Source organism: Steroidobacteraceae bacterium (assembly GCA_041395505.1).
GTDB lineage: Bacteria > Pseudomonadota > Gammaproteobacteria > Steroidobacterales > Steroidobacteraceae > JAWLAG01.
This window is the reverse complement of the sequence record JAWLAG010000001.1, coordinates 1,280,361-1,300,784: the sequence shown is the minus strand read 5'-3', so window position 1 is coordinate 1,300,784 and position 20,424 is coordinate 1,280,361. Positions and strand designations below refer to the sequence as shown.

The 20,424-nt window shown below is 63.1% G+C and carries 16 protein-coding genes and 2 tRNA genes; 5 read left to right on the top strand and 13 right to left on the bottom strand.

Translation table 11 applies throughout. The annotated features are described in order from the left end of the window. Positions 1-2: 2 nt before the first annotated feature. On the bottom strand, positions 3-1,463 hold the full coding sequence (locus R3E77_05965) for a capsule assembly Wzi family protein (protein MEZ5498958.1): 1,461 nt from the start codon (positions 1,461-1,463) through the stop codon (positions 3-5). Positions 1,464-1,558: 95 nt separating this feature from the next. Here R3E77_05965 and R3E77_05960 point away from each other — a divergent pair, with 95 nt between their 5' ends. Further along, positions 1,559-3,475, top strand: a complete 1,917-nt coding sequence (locus tag R3E77_05960) for a capsule assembly Wzi family protein (GenBank protein ID MEZ5498957.1) — start codon at positions 1,559-1,561, stop codon at positions 3,473-3,475. On the opposite strand, the gene pgi is transcribed toward R3E77_05960, so the two are convergent. The 7 genes from pgi to R3E77_05925 are packed head-to-tail and all read right to left on the bottom strand — an operon-like array spanning position 3,472 to position 10,517. Next, entirely contained in the window at positions 3,472-5,034 is a 1,563-nt protein-coding gene (gene pgi / locus R3E77_05955; protein ID MEZ5498956.1) for a glucose-6-phosphate isomerase, read from the bottom strand. The two genes, R3E77_05960 and pgi, sit on opposite strands and share 4 nt — an antisense overlap. A 1-nt stretch (position 5,035) precedes the next feature. Continuing rightward, positions 5,036-6,205 carry a DegT/DnrJ/EryC1/StrS family aminotransferase gene (locus tag R3E77_05950; protein MEZ5498955.1) on the bottom strand — a complete coding sequence of 390 codons (1,170 nt, stop codon included), beginning with the start codon at positions 6,203-6,205 and terminating at the stop codon, positions 5,036-5,038. A gap of 9 nt (positions 6,206-6,214) precedes the next feature. Next, a complete protein-coding gene (locus R3E77_05945; GenBank protein MEZ5498954.1) occupies positions 6,215-7,264 on the bottom strand; it encodes an NAD-dependent epimerase in 1,050 nt (349 codons plus the stop codon). Next, positions 7,264-8,568 (bottom strand): Vi polysaccharide biosynthesis UDP-N-acetylglucosamine C-6 dehydrogenase TviB, encoded by a 1,305-nt coding sequence (tviB, locus tag R3E77_05940; protein ID MEZ5498953.1) that lies wholly within the window; start codon positions 8,566-8,568, stop codon positions 7,264-7,266. The genes R3E77_05945 and tviB overlap by 1 nt, the downstream gene beginning before the upstream one ends. 54 nt (positions 8,569-8,622) lie before the next feature. Then, a complete protein-coding gene (gene dnaQ / locus R3E77_05935) occupies positions 8,623-9,351 on the bottom strand; it encodes a DNA polymerase III subunit epsilon (protein ID MEZ5498952.1) in 729 nt (242 codons plus the stop codon). A gap of 9 nt (positions 9,352-9,360) precedes the next feature. Beyond that, the gene (rnhA, locus tag R3E77_05930; GenBank protein MEZ5498951.1) at positions 9,361-9,798 is read right to left on the bottom strand and encodes a ribonuclease HI; all 438 of its coding nucleotides are present in this window, start codon (positions 9,796-9,798) and stop codon (positions 9,361-9,363) included. Further along, on the bottom strand, positions 9,795-10,517 hold the full coding sequence (locus tag R3E77_05925) for a methyltransferase domain-containing protein (GenBank protein ID MEZ5498950.1): 723 nt from the start codon (positions 10,515-10,517) through the stop codon (positions 9,795-9,797). Before R3E77_05925 ends, rnhA begins: the two co-directional genes overlap by 4 nt. 157 nt (positions 10,518-10,674) lie before the next feature. Between R3E77_05925 and R3E77_05920 the strand changes: the two genes are divergently transcribed. The 4 genes from R3E77_05920 to R3E77_05905 are packed head-to-tail and all read left to right on the top strand — an operon-like array spanning position 10,675 to position 14,314. Continuing rightward, positions 10,675-12,411, top strand: a complete 1,737-nt coding sequence (locus R3E77_05920) for a LysM peptidoglycan-binding domain-containing protein (protein ID MEZ5498949.1) — start codon at positions 10,675-10,677, stop codon at positions 12,409-12,411. Positions 12,412-12,441: 30 nt separating this feature from the next. Continuing rightward, entirely contained in the window at positions 12,442-13,236 is a 795-nt protein-coding gene (locus R3E77_05915; protein ID MEZ5498948.1) for an enoyl-ACP reductase, read from the top strand. A 6-nt stretch (positions 13,237-13,242) separates the two neighbouring features. After that, positions 13,243-13,464 carry a LapA family protein gene (locus R3E77_05910; protein MEZ5498947.1) on the top strand — a complete coding sequence of 74 codons (222 nt, stop codon included), beginning with the start codon at positions 13,243-13,245 and terminating at the stop codon, positions 13,462-13,464. Beyond that, a complete protein-coding gene (locus tag R3E77_05905) occupies positions 13,457-14,314 on the top strand; it encodes a mechanosensitive ion channel (GenBank protein ID MEZ5498946.1) in 858 nt (285 codons plus the stop codon). The genes R3E77_05910 and R3E77_05905 overlap by 8 nt, the downstream gene beginning before the upstream one ends. A gap of 62 nt (positions 14,315-14,376) precedes the next feature. Here the strand turns inward: R3E77_05905 and R3E77_05900 are convergent, their stop codons facing one another. The 5 genes from R3E77_05900 to lon all read right to left on the bottom strand — a co-directional run bounded on the left by R3E77_05900 (position 14,377) and on the right by lon (position 20,311). Next, positions 14,377-15,690, bottom strand: coding sequence for a dicarboxylate/amino acid:cation symporter (locus R3E77_05900; GenBank protein ID MEZ5498945.1), 1,314 nt, complete (start codon positions 15,688-15,690; stop codon positions 14,377-14,379). Positions 15,691-15,714: 24 nt separating this feature from the next. Beyond that, positions 15,715-17,625 carry a SurA N-terminal domain-containing protein gene (locus R3E77_05895; protein ID MEZ5498944.1) on the bottom strand — a complete coding sequence of 637 codons (1,911 nt, stop codon included), beginning with the start codon at positions 17,623-17,625 and terminating at the stop codon, positions 15,715-15,717. A gap of 15 nt (positions 17,626-17,640) precedes the next feature. Beyond that, positions 17,641-17,717 (bottom strand) — tRNA-Asp (locus R3E77_05890). A 21-nt stretch (positions 17,718-17,738) separates the two neighbouring features. Beyond that, positions 17,739-17,813 (bottom strand) — tRNA-Val (locus R3E77_05885). A gap of 98 nt (positions 17,814-17,911) precedes the next feature. Then, positions 17,912-20,311 carry an endopeptidase La gene (gene lon / locus R3E77_05880; protein MEZ5498943.1) on the bottom strand — a complete coding sequence of 800 codons (2,400 nt, stop codon included), beginning with the start codon at positions 20,309-20,311 and terminating at the stop codon, positions 17,912-17,914. Positions 20,312-20,424: the final 113 nt, after the last annotated feature.

The following is a 20,424-nucleotide window of genomic DNA, read 5'->3' as shown; positions in this document are numbered from 1 at the left end:
CGCTAGTCGAACTCCTGCTGCCATTGAATGAATCCGCGCACCGTGGAACCGGCGTCTACGCCCTCGGTGACATCGTCGTAACCTGCGCCGATCTGCAAGTGCCCGGGCCCCACGTCGCGATTGTACCCAAGCTCGACATTGCTGAGCTTGCGACGCGTCGTGCTCTGGGTATTGGCCGCATCGACGCCGCCGTCGCGATTGAGTGTGATGGAACGCACCAGAACGGACACCGAGTCGCCGCTCGGGCGCAACCACAGTGCCCCGAGCGATGTCATGCGACCGTCGCTATCGAGCGTATGGCCGATGACTCGCCCACGATACACATAGCCCTGCGGATAAAGACCATTGCGATAGGCGCAATCGAACTGAGGGTTGTTACGCGCAAAGCTGCAACTCGTGTCGGCATACTCGGCATGCAGGCGCCACGAACCAAACTCGCCGCCACCCCAGATTTCGCCGCCAAGCAAGCCCAGGAATTTGCTCGGCAGGTGGTTGGCCTCGTCCTCGCCGATCATTTGCATGTAGAAAGCAGCCGGCAGCCGGCGCCAGGGCGATCGCAAGCGCATGTCGTAGCCAGCCATCTGGTTGCCTGGTTCATCATTGACGGTCAGCGACGCGTCGCGATTGTCTCGCCCGAAAAGCAGGTCCTTGAATACCGACAGCGAGCAAGGTCGCCCTTCGCCGCACCACTGCGCCGTTCGTGACAACCCGAACTCGAGCCAGGGTCGGGGCTTGAAGTTGACTCGCGCGGCAAAGAACCTGACGTCCGGCACCGCAACGCGATTTCGATCGGTCTGGCCAATCGCGATACTGGCTCGCCATGGTCCAAACCAGCGCAATACGGGCCGTCGCGAAGCCTCGGTGTAGTTGCGTTCGACAGTGAAAGACGGAATCGGCCGCGCGTTGTTCGACAATACCAGGCTGCCTTCCCACCCCGGACCCCACCAGTGCTCCATTGCCCCGGCGGAGATCATGAAGTTGCCCAGGGAAATACCGATATACGACCCGTCGAAGCGAACGTCTTGATCATCGGCCGGATTGGCAACTCCGGTCACGACGACGCGGGCGGCCCAACGCTCGCCGAGATAGCCACTGCCAAGTTCGATCTCCCCCTGGTCGCGCGAAGTCGCAGCGAAACTACGCAACGCAATCGGCTCCTCGCTCGCGCTGGCACGCACTGCCCAACCTGACCAACCGGGTGCGGCTGCGCGCCGCGCGGCGCGCTGAATGCGTGCAAGCGCCGATTGCAGCGCGGCATCGGCTGGCGCCGACGTAGCCGCCAGCACGTCACGGGCGATATCGGGCCACGAAATGGGCCAGGTCGTGACAGGTCCGCGAACGATGCCGGCGTCGGCCAGCAACTCGATGTCGTGGCGGAGCGACAGGTCACCCGGCGGCAGCCACGGATCGGCCGCGCTCACCACGGGGAAAAGACATAGAATCAGGAGTCGTCTGATGTTCAAAATCGATGCTTACTCCGGCACCGCGCGCAATGATAGTGGAGTTTCATATTTAATGCCCGTCAGGACGGGGCCCGACCAATGAGGGAGCGTGAGTCGTGAGCGCCGGCGTGCTGATGGTGCTGGCTGCGGGTGTCAGCAGCTATCTCCCCGCCTACCTCGACGGCGCCTTCGAACGCGATATCGCGCGCGTCATGCTGCTCGCGGATCGAGCCCTGCTGACCCGACCCATTGCGGTTGATGACATCGCCGATGCGCTGAATGTCGCCTGCGACAAAGATGCGGCGTTGTGCGCATCGGTGCGCCGACGTCTGGCGCGCTACGATGCGCGCTTCGCTGTGACCACCGCGACACTCGCGGCTTTCGACGCGAGCGACCGACCCTACCGCCTGCCCAACCAGAGCGGCCTGACGAGCGACAGTCCCTGGCTGGCGGCTGCGCGCACCCAGCTGCGGCTCGGCGAACACTTGCAACTGAACCTGGGCGGCCTCGCCTATGACGGCGGTAGCGACCTCGCGGGCAGCCTGCTCAGCGCCGGCTGGGATTTTGCCCAGCTCGATGTCGGCTTTCGGGAGCACTGGCTATCGCCTTTCGCCGACAGTGCCATGCTGTTCTCGAGCCATGCGCCGACCATGCCCTCGGTGACACTATCGAATCGACGGCGCCTGACACGCCTCGGGCTGCGCTATGAAGCGTTTCTGGCCGACATGGGCTATTCGCAGCAGATCGCTTTTGAAGGCGGCGATACGGCCGGACGGCCGCGGCTTGCGGGGCTGCACGTCTCGATCGAGCCTGTGCGTGGCTGGGCCATCGGCGCGAGCCGGCTGCTGCAATTCGGCGGCGGCGCCCGCGGCGGGCAGAGCTTTGGCGATATCCTGCGCGCTTTTTTCAATCCGTCGAAATTCGACAATGCCGCATCACCTGCCAGCCTCGACAATCAATTTGGCAATCAGCTGGCGAGCATCAGCAGCCGGTTCGTGTTTCCGGGTGCCGTACCCTGGTCGGTTTATTTCGAGTACGCGGGCGAGGATACTTCCTTCGCGAAGAACTTCCTGCTCGGTAACTCGGCCTTGTCGGTCGGTATAGACGTACCACGGCTTTGGGGACAATTCGACTTCACCTATGAGGCATCGGAGTGGCAGAACGGCTGGTACGTCAACGGCCTTTATGGCGACGGCCTCACGAACGACGGGCAGGTCATCGGCCATTGGGGTGGCGACCTGCGTCGATTCGGCGACGCCATTGGTGCGCAGACGCACATGCTGCGCTTCGGCTGGTGGCCATCGTTCGGCGGTCGCCTCGAACTGCGCTATCGCACGCTTGCAAACGAGGATTACGGCAGCGCCGGTTACCAGCGCGCTAATCAATACGCGCTCAGCTACGCCCGCAATTTCGGCGAATTCCAGCTCGGCGCCGAAGTGCTGGCCGGCGAAGATGTGTTTGCCAACCACTATCGCCATGCCGGCTTGACGCTCAACTGGCACCCGGGCGCAGGCCCGGCGGATCGCGCCAGCTTTTCGTCCTCGCGCGAGCATGGCGCCGAGTGGTTCCTTGCGGCCGGAGCGAGCGTAGCGAATACCCGCGTGGATCTGGCCGACGATGTACCGACGGTCACCACAGGCCGGGAGTACACGCCCTATCTTGCGCTCGGCGCGCGACGCGCGATCGGGCCGCGCAGCGACATCGGCACTCGCATGGAATTCGACCGCATCGACGATCACTGGCTGATCGGCGTGCGGCTCCTCGACTACCGGCGACGGATCGGCCCTGCGCTCGCTCTGGGCGGCTTCGTCGGCGCGGCCCGCTACGACCTGGCAACGCCCGCCTACGGCATCTATGTCGGGGCCGGCACCGAATGGATCGACATCATGCCAGGGTGGAACCTTGGCTTCGACCTGCGTTTCGCCTACAAGGTGGCGCGGGACCACCTGCTGCCCGAAGACCCACAGAGCACGCGGCCGGACAGCTTCTACGACATCGGCATCGCCGGCCTGACTCTCAGCCGTCGCTTCTAGCGGCCATCGTTCGCGCGGAAGCGGTCCACATAGTCCAGGAGCTTGCGCAGGCGCTCGGGCTGATCGGCTCGCGGACCTCGCGGCGCGACGGCACTCAGCAATGCACCGCACATTCTCTTGCCGAGCTCCACGCCCCACTGGTCGAAGGCGTTGATGCCCCAGATCACGCTCTGCGCATAGACCTTGTGTTCGTACAGCGCCACGAGTCGACCGAGATTGGCGGGATCGAGCCTATCGAAAAGCAAGAGCGTTGCTGGCCGGTTGCCTGCGTGCTGCTTTTCCGCGGGCCCGTCCTGCTGCCCGAGTGCGAACGCCTCGGCCTGCGCAAGGCAATTGGCGATCGCCAGGTCCTGTTGCGACTGACGCTCGCAGGATGAACGTACGGGCAGAACGAAATCGAGCGCCGCCCGCGCCGAACCCTGGTGCAAGAGCTGGAAAAATGAATGCTGGGCGTTGTTGCCAGGCTCACCCCAGAGGACGGCAGCCGTCTCGTGATCGAGCGGGCTGCCATCGATCGAGACAGACTTGCCGTTGCTCTCCATTTCGAGTTGCTGCAGGTAGGCCGGGAAACGGCGCAGGCGATCATCGTAGGGCAGCACGGCAAGCGTCGGCAGCCGCAGGAAGTTGATGTTCCAGATGCCAAGCAGTGCGGCGAGCACCGGCAGATTGTCCGCGAAGGGAGCACTTCGAAAATGTTCATCCATTGCATGGGCGCCGGCGAGGAGCGACTCGAATTGATCGCGACCGATCGCCACCGCCAGTGCAAGACCGATCGACGACCACAGCGAATAGCGGCCACCGACCCAGTCCCACATGCAAAAACGCTGCTCGGGGTGCACGCCGAAGTCATTCATCGCTGCCGTGTTGACCGACACGGCCGCAAAATGACGCAGCAGCTGCGCCTCGCCGAGCCGCTCGGCGATCCACTCGCGTGCCGCGCGCGCGTTGGCCATGGTCTCCTGGGTGGTGAAGGTCTTGGATGCAATGATGAAAAGCGTGCGTGCCGGATCCGCCTCGGCGAGCAAATCCGCGAGTCGGCAGCCGTCGACATTCGACACGAACTCGACGCGCGGCGCGCCGGCGCCATAGGGTCGCAATGCTTCGACCGCCATGGCGGGACCCAGGTCCGAGCCCCCAATGCCGACGTTGATGACCAGGCGCCAATCGCCGCCGCGCAGCTGCTCGGCAAATCGCAGCATCCGTTCACGCTCTTCGAGCACCAGATCGTGAATCGCGGAGCCGCCGATATTGGCGCCTCGTGGCTGGCGCAGCGCGATATGTAGCGCCGGACGATTCTCGCTGCGGTTGATCGCATCGCCGCGCCACATGGCCCGTATGGCCGATTCGAGACCCGCCGTGCCGGCCAGGTCGACGAGCGCATGCAGGATGTCGCCATCCACGCGTTGGCGCGAAAAATCGAAAAGCCAGGATCCGAACGATCGCGTGAAGCTCGCATAGCGATCCGTATCGCGGAGCAATTCGCGCACATGCCGCGCACCGCGCTCGTTGGCGAGCACGGTCAGCCGTCGCCATGCCGGTTGTGCCGCCGCGGCGACCACGTCAGCTGCCCTGGTAGAAAGCGACTATCCGCTCCACGACATAGTGGAGCTGCGCCTCGGTCAGCTCGGGATAGATTGGCAATGCGAGGGACTCGGCCGCGGCACGTTCGGATTCGGGAAAATCTCTCTCGCCGTGGCCCAGATAGGCAAAGCAGGCCTGTTGATGCAGCGCCAGCGGGTAGTAGATTTCGGTGCCAACGCCCTGCTCCGCGAGCCAGGCGCGCAGTTTGTCGCGCTCCTGTACGCGAAGGACGTATTGATTATAGATATGGCGTGCGCCGCTTGTGGCCGGTGGTGTAACGACCCTGGCCCCGAGCTGCGCCTTCTGAAAGGCTTGATCGTAGATCCGGGCATTGCGCTGCCGAGCTTCGCTCCAGGCATCGAGATGCGGCAGCTTGACATTGAGCACGGCCGCCTGGATTTCATCGAGGCGGAAATTACCGCCCACGAAAGCGTGGTAATACTTCGGCTTGCTACCGTGCACCCGAAAGATCTCGAGGCGTTGAGCGAGCGCGGGATCGTTGGTGACGCACATGCCGGCGTCACCGAATGCGCCGAGGTTCTTGGTCGGGAAGAACGAGAGACAGCCGATATCGCCAAGACTGCAGGCGGCGCGCCCGCCGGCGTCCGCGCTGCCGATGGCCTGGGCAGCGTCTTCGATGACGCGCAGTCCGAACTTCCGGGCGATCTGCATCAAGCCATCCATGTCTGCGACCTGGCCATACAGATGCACCGGCATCAGGGCCTTGACGATGCCACCGGTGTCTCGATTGACGAGCCTCCCCGCGCGCATCTCGCAATGCGTCTCGATCCAGTCGGCAACCGCAGTGGGTGAGAGATTGAACGTATCGCGCTCGATGTCGCAGAACACCGGTCGAGCGCCGACACGTGCGATGGTGCCCGCGGTGGCAAAAAAGGTGTAGGGCGTGGTAATGACTTCATCGCCGGCACCGATGTCGAGCACCATGAGCGCCACCAGCAGCGCATCGGTGCCAGAGGATACGCCGATGCCGTAGTCGCATTGGCAGTACGCGGCGACCGAGGTCTCGAGTGCGCGCACTTGCGGGCCCAGAATGAAAGCTTGCGAATCCGCGACGCGCAGCATGGCCGCGTCGAGCTCGGTTTTCAGGGATTGGTACTGAGGCTTGAGATCAAGGAGCGGAACGCGCATCGTCGCATTCTAGCCCAGGTTGACGACCCGCGTCGGCTGAGGATCCCGGCCCCGGTAGTAGTCGAGATACCACTCGACGAAGCGCCGTACGCCGACCTCGACCGTCGTGGCCGGCCGATACCCGACGTCGCGGATCAGGTCGTCCACGTCCGCCTCGGTATCGGGGACGTCGCCCGCCTGCAGAGGCAGCATGTTCTTCTCGGCCTTGCGACCGAGACAATCCTCGAGCACTTCGATGTAGCGCAGCAGTTCGACCGGTGCATTGTTGCCGATGTTATAGAGCCGCCATGGCGCACTCGATGAACCTGGATCAGGCGCCTGGCTGTTCCAATCCGGATTGGCGGTAGCGGTGCGGTCACAGGCGCGTATCACACCCTCTGCGATGTCCGTGACGTAGGTGAAATCACGCTTGTGATGACCGTGGTTGAACACGTCGATCGGTTTGCCAGCGAGAATATTGCGCGTAAAGAGGAACAGCGCCATGTCGGGCCGACCCCAGGGCCCGTATACGGTAAAGAATCGCAGACCCGTCGTCGGCAGCTTGAACAGCGCCGCGTAGTTATGCGCCATCAACTCGTTCGCCTTTTTCGTCGAGGCGTAGAGTGAGAGCGGGTGATTGACCGGGTGGTGAACGGAGAACGGCATGTTGGTGTTCATGCCATAGACCGAGCTGGTCGACGCATAGACCAGGTGCTCGATGTGATTGTAGCGGCAACCCTCGAGCACATTGAGCGTGCCGGTCACATTGCTGTCGACATAAGCAAATGGATTTTCGAGCGAATAGCGCACGCCCGCCTGCGCAGCCAGGTGGATGACGCGCTGGAAACTGCCGCTGCGGAAAAGCTCGGCCATGGCCGACCGATCCGCCAGATCGAGTTTGACGAAGCTGAAACCGGCGTGATCCTGCAATCGCCGAAGGCGCGCCTGTTTGAGGTTCGGATCGTAGTAGTCGTTGAGGTTGTCGAGCCCGACAACCTCGTCGCCACGTTCGAGGAGGCGCAGCGCGGTGTGATACCCAATGAATCCCGCAGCGCCGGTGACCAGCAGCTTCATACCCATCAGAGGCGGCCGTCGACGAGCTCCGCCGGAAACAGATGCTTGACGTCGTAGATCACGTGGCTCTTGCGGCACAGGCGCCGTACCTCGGTAATGCCCATTTCGCGGTACTGCTCATGCGCCACCGCCAGCACCACGGCATCGTAGAAGCGCGGCTTGAGGCGACTCACCAGGCCGAAGCCATATTCGTGTTTCGCCTCGGCGCTCGAGGCCCAGGGGTCGTGCACATCGACCTGTGCACCCATTTCGCGAAGCTCGCGCACGACATCGACGACCTTGGTGTTGCGGATATCCGGGCAATTTTCCTTGAAGGTGAGGCCCAGCACGAGGATGCGACCGCCGTGCACATGGATGCGCCGGCTCAGCATCAGGCGCGCGACTTCGCCCGCCACGTACAGGCTCATGTTGTCGTTGATGCGCCGCCCCGCGAGGATCATCTCCGGGTGATAGCCGACTTCCTGCGCCTTGTGGGTCAGATAGTAGGGATCGACGCCGATGCAATGCCCCCCGACCAGACCCGGCCGGAAGTTGAGGAAGTTCCACTTGGTCCCGGCCGCCACCAGGACTTCTTCGGTATCGATTCCAAGGCGATTGAAGATGAGCGCAAGCTCATTGATGAGCGCGATATTGACGTCGCGCTGGGTGTTCTCGATGACCTTGGCCGCTTCGGCGACGCGTATGCTGCTTGCCCTGTGCGTGCCCGCAGTGACAATGGCCGCATAGATCTTGTCGACGAACTCCGCGGCCTCGGGCGTCGATCCTGAGGTGACCTTGCGGATGGTCGTAAGGCGATGCTGCTTGTCGCCGGGATTGATGCGCTCGGGGCTATAGCCGACGAAAAAATCGCGATTGAATTTGAGCCCGGACAGGCGCTCCAGGATAGGCACGCAGATTTCCTCGGTGCAGCCCGGGTACACCGTGGACTCGTAGACGACGACGTCGCCCTTCTTGAGGACCTTGCTGACCGTCTCGCTCGCGCGCTCGAGCGGCGTGAGATCCGGCCGCTTGTAATCGTCGATCGGCGTCGGCACCGTGACGATGAACACACGACATTTGCGCAGCTGCGCCAGGTCACCGGTGATGATCAAGCGATGCGCGGCGCGCAACTCGGCGCGGCTGACTTCGAGGGTGCTGTCACATCCGCGACGCAATTCGTCGATGCGCGCCGGTTTGACATCGAAGCCGACGGTATCGAAATGTTTGCCGAACTCGACCGCCAGCGGCAGCCCGACGTAGCCAAGGCCTACGACGCCCAGGCGGCAGCGCCGCATGCTGAATGCTGGTCCGTTGCTTGCTTTTCTTGCCATACGAGGAATTCTAGCCGAGGGCCTTTTCAGCCACCGGACGTGGTTCGCACTGCCTCATGCGTTATCGGCATTGTCCGGGCGAAACAGGCAGCGCCCGCCCGCCTCTTTTGCGATGCGATCGAGCAACTGCTCGTGCAAGGTCCGTTCCTCGGCATTCGGCTTGATGACAATGAGATTTGCCGCACGGTTTTTTCGAGTGGTGCCGGCGTTGGCACCCCCGACGCCGGATTGCGCAAGGGGTTGCGCACTCAGCGCCAATGCGGCCTGGCCGCCGGTCATGGTCAGGTAGACATCGGCAAGGATACGTGCATCGAGGAGGGCGCCATGCAAATCGCGGTGTGAGTTGTCGACGTTGTAGCGCTTGCAGAGCGCATCGAGGCTGTTGCGCTGCCCGGGGTGCATCTCCCGGGCCAATGCCAGAGTATCGAGCACCTTGCACAGTGAGTTCACTTTGGGCGATTCGCCGCCCAGGCGAGCGAATTCCGCGTCCAGAAAACCGACGTCGAAGCCGGCATTGTGAATGACGAGTTCCGCGCCAGCGATGAATTCGACCAGCTCTTCGGCGACGTCGGCGAACCTGGGCTCGCCTGCGAGACGCTCGCGGGTCAGGCCGTGCACCGCAAGCGCGCCTTCTTCGATATCGCGCTCGGGATTGAGATAGCGATGAAAACAACGATCCGTCGGCCGGCGATTGACGATTTCGACACAACCGATTTCGATCACCCGGTGCCCCAAGGAGACATCGAGTCCCGTCGTTTCGGTATCCAGCACGACCTGTCGCATGCGCCCATTCTAACCGAGCAAGCGGTCGATCGCCTGGTTGGCCAGCGCATCCGCGCGCTCGTTTTCGGGATGTCCGGCATGCCCCTTCACCCAGTGCCAGCGCAGTTCATGACCGTTGGTCAGTTCATCGAGTGTCTGCCACAGGTCCTGGTTCTTGACGGGTTTGCGTGACGCGGTGCGCCAGCCGCGACGTTTCCACTCGGGCAGCCATTCGCTGATGCCCTGCTGCACGTAGCGCGAGTCCGTGTAGATGTCGGCGCTGACATTGCGCTTCAAGGCGCGCAAGGCTTCGATGACCGCCATCAGTTCCATGCGATTGTTGGTCGTCTCGGCCAGCGCGCCGCTGATCTCACGTTCGTTCTCCCCGTAGCGCAATACGGCCGCCCAGCCGCCCGGGCCCGGATTGCCGCGGCAGGCGCCGTCGGTGTGGATGATGACGCGATTCAAAGTCGTGCCTGCGTGGTGGGGTTCGCCAGACCGCCCAGCAGGCGACGCCGGTCACTGCGTCGTTGACGCACGGGCGTCAAGGTAAACAGCCGTTTACGTGCTCTCAGGATATAAGCGCTCGCAGGCAGCGGATACCACCAGCCGCGGCGCAGCGCCGCCGGGCTGTCCTGGGACGGCAGAGGTTCGCCCCAGCGTCGCATCGGCAGGCTGTACAGGTAGTGACGCGGCGGTGCGACTTCGTATCCCAGGAGTTTCAACCAGTCGCGCAACCGCCCTTCGCGATTCACGCGCTTCAGTCCCGGCGGAAAGCCGTGTCGCGCCGCGAGGGCGCGCATGCCCCAGGGCCCCAACGGACGAAATCCCAGGATCAGCAACGTGCCCTCGCCGACCAGCACGCGGTCAACCTCGCGAATGACGGCGTAAGGGTCGATTTCGTATTCCAGCGTGTGCGGTAGCAGCACGGCATCGATGCTGTCGCTTGCAATGGGCAGTTGCGCGGCGCGAGCCTGGACCTGGCCCAATCCGCCGATTGCCGTCTGTCGGCGCGTGCGAGCCCCGCGCAGGAGCTGTCCCGGTGGCCCCCAGTCGCCGACCTGCAACATTTCCCAGCCGAAGACATTGTCCAGCTCGTCGCGCAGCAGCGACGCCTCGACGTGCAGAAGGCCTGCGCCGGGGTTGGCCTGCCACCAGGCGCGGGGGGCGGTGGTGCTTGAACTCATGCAGGGGTCAGCATGTAAAATCAAAAGGATAGCAATTTTGTGAAGTTACAGCTTTAATACGCGTCCCGTCACGCGTAGCGTCGCCAGTACGTTGCGGCCATTCCATTGGATGGTTCGGGAGCCGTAAAAAACGCAAACAGATATGGCGGGTCCGTATTTGAAGGATCAGACCTCAAAGCCGGCGATCATTGTCCTGGCAGCCGTGGCCCTGTTTGCCATGGGCGCCTGCTCGACGCTGCGCGCGCCTGTGGCCATGCAGGGCGAATCCCTCGCGCCAGCGCCGGCGACCGACGGCTCCGTCGCGACGGCAGCCGAAACTGTCGATCCTGCGGCGGCACGAGCCGATGGCTCGGCAACCCACCTGGGCGACGAACCTGGCGCTGGTGGTCACGCGCAGGGCGATGACGAGCCGGGCGATCCGCTGCTCGAGCCACTGCGGCCACTGGAAGCACCGCTCGCCGCCAATGCGCGGGTCGTCAGCGACTTGTTCGACCGCATTCGCGATGGATTCGCACTCGAGGATCGCAGCTCGCGCAGCATCGACAGCCAGCTCTACTGGTATGTGCGCAATCCCGACTACCTGGACCGGGTGTTCTCACGCGCGGGGCTCTACCTCTACCACATCGTCGAAGAAGTCCAGGCCCGGCAGATGCCGATGGAAATCGCGTTGCTGCCGCTGATCGAGAGCGCGTTCCAGCCCTATGCTTATTCGCGTGCCCGCGCCTCGGGCCTGTGGCAGTTCGTACCGGGCACGGGTGAGCGCTTCGGCCTGAAGCAGAACTGGTGGTACGACGGACGCCGCGATGTCATCGAGGCGACGCGTGGCGCACTCGATTACCTGGCATTCCTGCACGACAAATTCAACGGTGACTGGCTGCTCGCGGTCGCCGCCTACAACTGTGGGGAATACTGCGTGGCGCGCGCTGTCCGGCAGAACCTTGCGGCTGGGCGCTCGGCGGATTTCTTCAGTCTGCGCCTGCCGAGCGAGACACGCTCCTATGTCCCGAAGCTGCTGGCAATGAAGCGGCTCATTGCGGATCCGGAAGGCTATGGAATAGCGATTTCAGCAATCCGCGACGAACCCTATTTCACCGTTGTGCCATTGCCCGGACAGATCGACATGAAGCTCGCGGCCGAGCTCGCGGGCATCAGCGCGGAGGAGCTCTATGAGCTCAATTCGGCATTTCACCGCTTTGCCACTGACCCGGCCGGCCCGCATCGCCTGCTGATTCCCGCCGACACCGCTGATGTCTTTCGCGAAAGCGTAGCAACGCTTTCACCTGACGAGCTGATGCGTGTCTCACACCACGACATTGCGGCCGGCGAGACGCTCGCAAGCATCGCGACGCAGTATCACACACAGCCCCATGTCATACGCGAGCTCAATGATCTTGGCCCGAACGACCTGCTGCGCGTCGGCAGTGATTTGCGCGTTCCCTCGGGCGCCACCGCCCTGCCGGAGAAAGTGATGCTCGCCGCAGCGCGAGTCGACGGCGGTTTGCATCGGGTGCGCGGCCGACCGGTCGTTCACGTGGTGCGCCGTGGCGATTCCCTTTGGACGATCGCACGCCGCAACAACATGAACGTCGCGACGCTTGCGCGCATCAATGGCATCAACCCGCGTTCGACGTTGCGCACGGGACAGCGGCTCGTATTGAATCCTGCGGCCCGCGCGTCGAGCGCCCCTGCCGCAAGCACGAACAACGCGACCGCCGCCGATTCCGGCACGAAACGCCAGGTCACCTATGTGGTTCGCCGTGGTGACAACCTCTGGCAGATCGCGCGCATCTTCCAGGTCACCGTCACCCAGATTGCGCAGTGGAACGGACTGACCACAAGGTCCATACTGAGACCCGGCCAGCGATTGAAGATTCACGTCAGCCGCAAAGGCTGATTGTCGGGCGGCAATGACCAGGGGACGTACATGGCTTTCATGCAGGGCAAGCGCGCGCTGATCATCGGCGTGGCGTCGGATCGGTCAATCGCCTGGGGTATTGCCCAGGCCATGCATCGCGAGGGGGCCGAACTCGCCTTTACGTACGCGAACGACAAACTGAAGGACCGGGTAGAACCGCTTGCCCATTCGCTGGGGTCGTCGCTCGTTCTGCCGCTCGATGTTACCGATGATAGCCAGATCGAGGCGGTGTTCGCGCGCCTTCGCAAGGATTGGGGCCGGTTGGACGTACTGGTCCACGCCGTCGCCTACGCGCCGCGCGAGGCACTCACCGGAGATTTCGTGGAATGCACAACACGCGAGGCATTTCGCATTGCACACGATGTATCCAGCTACAGCCTGACTGCGCTTGCACGCGCGGCCGAGCCCTTGCTCGCTGGCCACGACTCGGCCGTAGTCACCCTGTCCTACCTGGGCGCGGTGCGTTCAATACCGAATTACAACGTCATGGGACTCGCCAAAGCGAGCCTCGAAGCCAACGTCCGCTTCCTGGCGCTCGATCTCGGGCCGAAGGGAGTGCGCGTCAATGGCATCTCGGCGGGACCGGTCAAGACACTGGCGGCTGCCGGAATCCCGGGATTTCGCAAGATGATGGGCCGCGTCGCGGAGGTGGCACCGCTCAAGCGCAATGTCACGCTCGATGACGTCGGCAATGCCGCCGCATTTCTCTGCTCCGACCTGGCCCGCGGCATCACCGGTGAAATTCTCTATGTCGACAGCGGCTTCAGCACCGTCGGCATGAGCTTTCCGCACGAAGGCGAATAACACGGCATGTCGCGCTTGCGATTCTACGCCGGTGCGCTGCTTGGAACCCTGGTTTCGGTTTTCGCCCTGCAGAATCTGCAGGACGTGCAGGTGCGCCTGTTTCTCTGGTATCTGGAACTACCGCTGGTGGTGGTCGTCGCCTCGGCCACCGTGATCGGCGCGCTCTGGGCGTCCTTGTGGCTCGCCGTCAGGCGACGTCGCCGCGCGAAACTCGATTTCGATGTTTGAACTGCCACAGTGGGTAACCGCCGAGAGCCTCCGCAACTGGCTGCCGCCGGTCGTTCTCGTCATCGTCATCCTGCTGGTCGTGAATCTCCTGCAGCGCACAGTGACGCGCCACCTGCACGGTGGTGTCGCCGCGCACCGCGTGCGCCGCTTCCTGCGCTTCAGCGGTTACCTGATTGCAGCCCTGGTGCTGCTGTCGGCCTTCAGTTCGCGACTGACCGGGCTCACTGTGGCGCTGGGCGTCGCCGGCGCCGGTATCGCATTCGCATTGCAGGAGGTCATTGCGAGTGTGGCGGGCTGGGTCGCGGTGACCTTCGGACGCTTCTACGCCATCGGCGATCGCGTGCAGCTCGGCGGCATCAAGGGCGATGTGATCGACATCGGCGTGCTGCGCACCACCTTGATGGAGGTTGGCGAGTGGGTCGCGGGCGATCTCTACAACGGTCGCATCGTGCGCATCGCCAACAGCTTCGTATTCAAAGAGCCGGTGTTCAATTATTCGGCCGATTACCCGTTCCTGTGGGATGAAATCAAGATTCCGATCCGCTATGGGTCCGACTGGCAACATGCGCGCGCCAGTGCAACAGCCTGGCAACAGGCACGTGAGAAATATGCGCTGGAGAATGCGCGCATCGAGCCGCTGGTGAGCATGATCCTTACCGACAACTGGATCGAACTCACCGGGCGCTACGTCGTCGATTATCGCCGGCGGCGGCTGACCAAGGACGCGCTCGCCCAGCGTTTCCTCGCTGCGGTCGATGAGTCGCAAGGACGCATACGCCTGGCCTCGACCACGGTGGAACTCGTAAACCTTGCCGACACTAGTCGCAAGATCGGGGATGCATCGGTTTGACGCTCTGGGCGGAAGCGCGCGCAGGGATGCGCGCCACGGAGCTCCAAGAATGCAGCGCGTCGCTACGTAACAGCGTCCTCTTTCGCCCCATCGCTCAACACCCAGGACTCGCCGTCGCTGCGCGCGACGATGACCGCCGCGGCCGAGTCACCCAGTACGTTGATTGCGGTGCGCGCCATATCGAGCGGGCGATCGAACACGAACAACAAGGCCATCGCCTCGGCGGGAAGATGCAGCGCCTGCAGGATGACCGCGATCGCGACCAGCGATGCAGCGGGAATGCCGGCCACGCCGATTGATGTGACAAGCGCCAACAGCACCACCAGGATCTGCTGGGCGAGACTCATGTCGATCCCATACGCCTGGGCAATGAAAATAACGGCGGCGCATTCATACAGTGCCGTGCCGTTCATGTTGATGGTCGCACCGAGCGGCGCCACGAAACTCGTGACCTTGTTGGACACGCCCGCCCGCTCCTCAAGACAACTCATGGTGACAGGCAAGGCCGCCGAAGAGGAAGCCGTGGAAAATGCGGTCAAGAGCGCTGGACTGACCGCGCGATAAAGCGGCAGCGGAGACACGCGGCCCAGCCAGCGCACCAGCAGCGGCAGTGTCACCAAGGCGTGAAACAACAGCCCGCCGAGCACACAGAGGGCGAAGAGAACGAGGGGCTGCGCCGCCGCGAAACCGCTACGCGCAGCAACCTGCGCGACCAGGGCGAAAACGCCGACCGGCGCAAAGCGCATCACCAGGTCGGTGATGTGCATCATCACCGCGAACACGCCCTTCCAGAAACGAAATACGGGCTGGGCGTCGTCTTCGTCGATTCTTGTGAGGAAATAGCCGAACAGCAGGCTGAATACGATGAGGCCAAGCATCTGGGCGTTATCGGATGCGGCTTCAAATACGTTGGGCGGTATCGCGCGAACCAGAATCTGCACGACATCACCGGCACCGCGACCGGCAATGCTCTGCTGCAACCGCTCCTGATCCGCCTCGAGCGAGAGGACGTTGCGCGCCGGCTCGCCTGCCACGATGCCGGGCGAGACGAGATTGACGATGGTGAGCCCGACGATGACGGCAAGGGCACCACTCAGTGCGTAGAGTCCGAGCGTCCGGCCGCCGAGCCGCCCGAGCGCGCCACTGCGTCCGATGCCGGCGATGCCGATGATCATCGACGACGATATGAGGGGCACGATGAGCATCTTCAGGGCATTGAGGAACAACTGCCCGACAAAACCGAAGATCGCGAGCCAGGTGATGCCGAAAACCTGGCCTTTCTCACCGACCAGCGACCCGACCACCACTGCCAGCAACAGCGCCAGCAGAATCTGCCAATGCAGTGCCAATCGAGGTTTGCTGGTGGTTGCCGTCATGCGCGCCTCCCCAGTCGGCGATGACTAATTGAAGGCGTCGGGGCGAATTGTGACTTGTGCCTGGCGCCGTGCTTCTTCGAGGTAAGCCGCCGCATCAGCTTCGGCGTGGCGACGCAACATTTCTTCGGCATGCTGAGCCCGCAATGCGCCGTCAGCGGCGCTTGGTTCGGCGCGTACGGCGCTGAATTGCACGACCGCGGCCCCGCCGTTGTCGAGCTCGACGCTGAAGTAACGAGGCTTGCCGTCGGGACGAGCCTGCTGAAAGACCAACTCGCGGATCTTGGCGGGCACCGCGGGATCAGCCCGGCCGATGAAACGTGCCGGCTCAGCCTCGACCCCGAGCGCTTTGGCCGAATCCGCGAATGGTTGGCCCGCGGAAAGTCGCGCCACGGTCTGCCGGGCGGCGGCGAGTGCCGAGGCCGTGCCGCGTTCGCGCAATATCTCGGCCTTGATCTCGTTGGCGACGGTGTCGAGAGCGCGCGGTTCGGGCTTGCGATGCAGGGTCACCTTCACCAGTATCATGCGGTCATCGCCAAGGAACACGGGCCCACCGATGCGCCCCTGGTTGAGTACCGCATCGCTGAAGACGAGCTCATTGAGGTCGCGATCCGCACCGAGGCTTCCGCCACCCGCGCCCTTGAGATATTCGTCGACGACTTCCACGCGCATGCCGTTGCTCGCGGCCACATCCGCCAGTTTTGAATTGCCGGACTCGAGCTCGTGCTGGATCGCCTCCTGGCGATCGCCGAATACATCGGCGGCTTCCTGCTCACGCAACCGGGCCTCGATCTCGGGCCGCGCCGCGTCGAAACTCTTTCCCCTCTCGGGCTGAATCTCTTCGAGCTTGATGATGTGATAGCCGAACTGGGTCTTGATGGGCCCGCGGATTTCGCCTGGCTGCATGGCGAACAGAGCATCGGAGAATGGCCCTACGAAATAGCTGCGTTCCGCCCAGCCCAGATCGCCTCCTTGCGCGGCGGAGCCGCCATCATCGGAGTTCGCTCGCGCGAGTTCCGCGAAATCGGCACCACCCTTGACTTCGGCCAGCAGCTTCTCGGCTCGTGCCTTGGCCGCCGCATCGTCCTTGGCCTCGGCAACCTTGATCAGGATATGCCGCGCCTTGCGTCGCTCAGGCTCGACGAACTTGTCGCGATTGTCGGCGTAGTACTTCTCGAGCGCACCGTCGGCGAGTTTGACCTGCGCCTTGACCTCATCGAGGCGCAATTCGGCGTATTCGAGCTTGACTGACTCGGGAGTCAGAAAACGCTGCTGCTCCGCCTCGTAGCGTTTCCTGATGTCGGCTTCGTCGACCTTGCCATCGCCCGTGAATTTGTCGTATGGCAGTTCGAGGTAGCTGATCTCGCGTTGCTCGTCCTCGAGCGCGAATATCCTCGCGAGTTCGGTCGGCGTGATGAATGCCGACACACGCATTCCCCCTTCGAGCTGGCCACGCAGGAGCGACTCTTCGACTTCGCGCTCGTACTGCGATTCGCTGATGCCGGCCTGCGCCAGGCGCGCGCGCGCCACATCGGCATTGTACTTGCCATCGACCTGGAACGCCGGCTCGCGCAGGATGGCCTCGCGCAGTCGCTGCGGCGAGACTCGATAGCCGAGATCCGTCGCACGCTCCTTGATGAGCGCTCGTCGCACGAGGCCCTCCAGCACCGAGTTCTTGATCTCGGCCTGGCGCTCTGCGGGGATTTCGCCGCCGAAGAAGCGCTGCCACTGCGATTGCTGGTCCTGCCAGGCGCGCACGGCCTCGGCCCGCGGGACGGAGACGCCATTGACCCGCGCTGCTTCGTCCGCACGGCTGAAGAAATCCATGTTGACCACGCCGTAGGCGCCCCAGACCACGAAGAACATGGCGATGGCCCCAAGCAGGATGGCTGAGAGCCAGCGATGGCGCTTCAGGGCGTCGTTCAGACTTTGCAGCATCGGCTTCTTTCAAATTGGCGGAGCGGACGGGACTCGAACCCGCGACCCCCGGCGTGACAGGCCGGTATTCTAACCGACTGAACTACCGCTCCGTTTCGATGGCGCTCCCCAATTGGTGGGTGCTGAGGGGATCGAACCCCCGACATTCGCCTTGTAAGGGCGACGCTCTACCGCTGAGCTAAGCACCCAAACCCGCGAAGTTAACGGAAATTCAGCGCCGCTGCGAACGAGGGCGCGCATTCTAGTGGAAAAAATGCCGCGAGACCAGCTGGAAAATGACCGTGCCTCAATGTGCCTGCACGGTCTTCCCGGCGCGGCGCGCGACCCGCCGTGAGCGCTTGCCTGCCCCCTCCGGGCGTCCTGACAGCGGCACAGGGCGCGATACCAGCGCGATCTCGAGCACCTCGTCGATCCATTTGACCGGCCTGATCTTGAGATTGCCCTTGATGTTGTCGGGAATCTCGACCAGGTCCTTCTCGTTGTCCTGGGGGATGATCACCGTGGCGATGCCGCCACGGTGGGCCGCCAGCAATTTCTCCTTGAGCCCGCCGATCGGCAGCACCTCGCCGCGCAGGGTGATCTCGCCGGTCATGGCAACGTCGGCCCTGACGGGGATGCGCGTCAGCGCCGAGACCAAGGCCGTACACATGCCGATGCCCGCCGACGGACCGTCCTTCGGTGTCGCGCCCTCGGGCACGTGCAGGTGGACGTCGTGCTTCTGGTAGAAGTCCGGCTCGATGCCGAGCACCTGAGCGCGGCTTCGCACGACGGTCATGGCCGCCTGGATGGACTCCTGCATCACGCCGCCCAGCTGGCCCGTGTGTTGCAACTTGCCTTTGCCCGGCACCACGGCCGACTCGATAGTCAGCAGCTCGCCGCCGACCTCGGTCCAGGCGAGACCAGTCACCTGGCCCACCCTCGAGGCGTCTTCGGCGCGGCCGTGACGGAAGCGGCGCACGCCCAGGTACTTGTCGAGCGTCTTGCTCGTGACCGTGACTGATTTTTCCTTTTTGTTGAGCAGCAGCTGCTTGACTGCCTTGCGGCAGATCTTGGCGATTTCGCGCTCGAGATTACGCACCCCCGCTTCGCGCGTGTAGTAGCGGATGATGTCGAGCACGACTTCGTCGCCAGCTTTCAGTTCGCCCGGCTTGAGTCCGTTCGACTTGATCTGCTTCGGTAACAGATAGCGCGTGGCGATATTGAGTTTTTCGTCCTCGGTATAGCCCGGGATGCGAATGACCTCCATGCGATCGAGCAATGGCGCCGGGATATTGAGGCTGTTGGCCGTACAGACGAACATCACCTGCGAGAGGTCGAAATCCACCTCGAGGTAGTGATCATTGAACGTGGCATTCTGCTCGGGATCGAGCACCTCGAGCAGCGCCGAGGACGGGTCGCCGCGAAAATCCATCGACATCTTGTCGACTTCATCGAGCAGGAACAGCGGATTCGCGACCCCGGTCTTGGCCATGTTCTGGATGATCTTGCCTGGCATCGAGCCGATATAGGTGCGTCGATGGCCGCGTATTTCGGCCTCATCGCGCACGCCACCGAGCGACATGCGCACGAATTTGCGGTTGGTCGCGCGGGCGATACTCTGGCCGAGCGAGGTCTTGCCGACGCCCGGAGGTCCGACCAGGCACAGGATCGGGCCTTTGATCTTGTCGACGCGCTGCTGCACGGCAAGGTACTCGACGATGCGCTCCTTGACCTTCTCGAGCCCGTAGTGGTCTTCGTCCAGCACCGCCTGGGCGCGGGCAATGTCCTTCAGAACCTTGCTGCGCTTCTTCCACGGTACCTTGACCAGCCAGTCGATGTAATTGCGCACCACCGTCGCCTCGGCGGACATCGGCGACATGAGTTTCAGCTTCGCCAGCTCCGATCCGGCCTTCTCGCGCGCATCTTTTGGCATGCCGGCTTTGGAGATTTTCTGTTCGAGATCGGTGATTTCGTTGCCGCCCTCGTCCATGTCGCCGAGTTCTTTCTGAATGGCCTTCATTTGCTCATTCAGGTAGTACTCGCGCTGGCTTTTTTCCATCTGCGCCTTGACGCGGCCGCGGATGCGCTTCTCGATCTGCAACACATCCATTTCGCCCTCGATGGCGACCAGGATGTGCTCGAGGCGTTTCTTGACGTCGAAAATCTCCAGGACCTTCTGTTTCTCCGGGAGCTTCAGCGACATGTGCGCCGCGACTGTATCGGCGAGCCGGCCGGCCTGTTCGATGCCCGCCAATGCCGTCAGGACTTCGGGCGGCACTTTCTTGTTCAGCTTGACGTACTGCTCGAACTGGGAAATGACCGATCGACCCAGTACTTCGAGTTCGCGGTCGTCATAGACATCGACATCGTTCTCGACCGAGACGCGTGCCGAGAAAAATGCAGCCGCCTCGATCGCATCGATGCGGGCACGATCCACGCCCTCGACCAGCACCTTGACCGTGCCGTCGGGGAGCTTGAGCAACTGAAGTACCGTGGCCAACGTGCCTACGCGGTATAGATCGTCGACGCCGGGCTCATCGACATCGGCCTGCTTCTGGGCGACCAGCAGGATGCGCTTATCGGCGCGCATGGCAGCCTCGAGCGCAAGGATGGACTTCTCCCGCCCGACGAACAGCGGAATGACCATGTGCGGGTAGACGACCACGTCGCGCAACGGCAGCGCCGGTATGTTTTCTATCCCCGTAATCTGCAAGCCCGGTGTGGATTCTTCGTTCACGCAATTGGCCTCATGGCAAATAGGGCACCGCGACAGCCCAAACTGTACACGGCTCCCTGCAAAATGGGGTTAACCAGGTCTGA

Coding starts and splice junctions, on each gene's coding strand:
- R3E77_05950 (MEZ5498955.1), bottom strand. CDS start 6,205: ATGCGCGTTCCGCTCCTTGATCTCAAGCCTCAGTACCAATCCCTGAAA.
- R3E77_05945 (MEZ5498954.1), bottom strand. CDS start 7,264: ATGGGTATGAAGCTGCTGGTCACCGGCGCTGCGGGATTCATTGGGTAT.
- tviB (MEZ5498953.1), bottom strand. CDS start 8,568: ATGGCAAGAAAAGCAAGCAACGGACCAGCATTCAGCATGCGGCGCTGC.
- dnaQ (MEZ5498952.1), bottom strand. CDS start 9,351: ATGCGACAGGTCGTGCTGGATACCGAAACGACGGGACTCGATGTCTCC.
- R3E77_05925 (MEZ5498950.1), bottom strand. CDS start 10,517: ATGAGTTCAAGCACCACCGCCCCCCGCGCCTGGTGGCAGGCCAACCCC.
- R3E77_05915 (MEZ5498948.1), top strand. CDS start 12,442: ATGGCTTTCATGCAGGGCAAGCGCGCGCTGATCATCGGCGTGGCGTCG.
- R3E77_05910 (MEZ5498947.1), top strand. CDS start 13,243: ATGTCGCGCTTGCGATTCTACGCCGGTGCGCTGCTTGGAACCCTGGTT.
- R3E77_05905 (MEZ5498946.1), top strand. CDS start 13,457: ATGTTTGAACTGCCACAGTGGGTAACCGCCGAGAGCCTCCGCAACTGG.
- R3E77_05900 (MEZ5498945.1), bottom strand. CDS start 15,690: ATGACGGCAACCACCAGCAAACCTCGATTGGCACTGCATTGGCAGATT.
- R3E77_05895 (MEZ5498944.1), bottom strand. CDS start 17,625: ATGCTGCAAAGTCTGAACGACGCCCTGAAGCGCCATCGCTGGCTCTCA.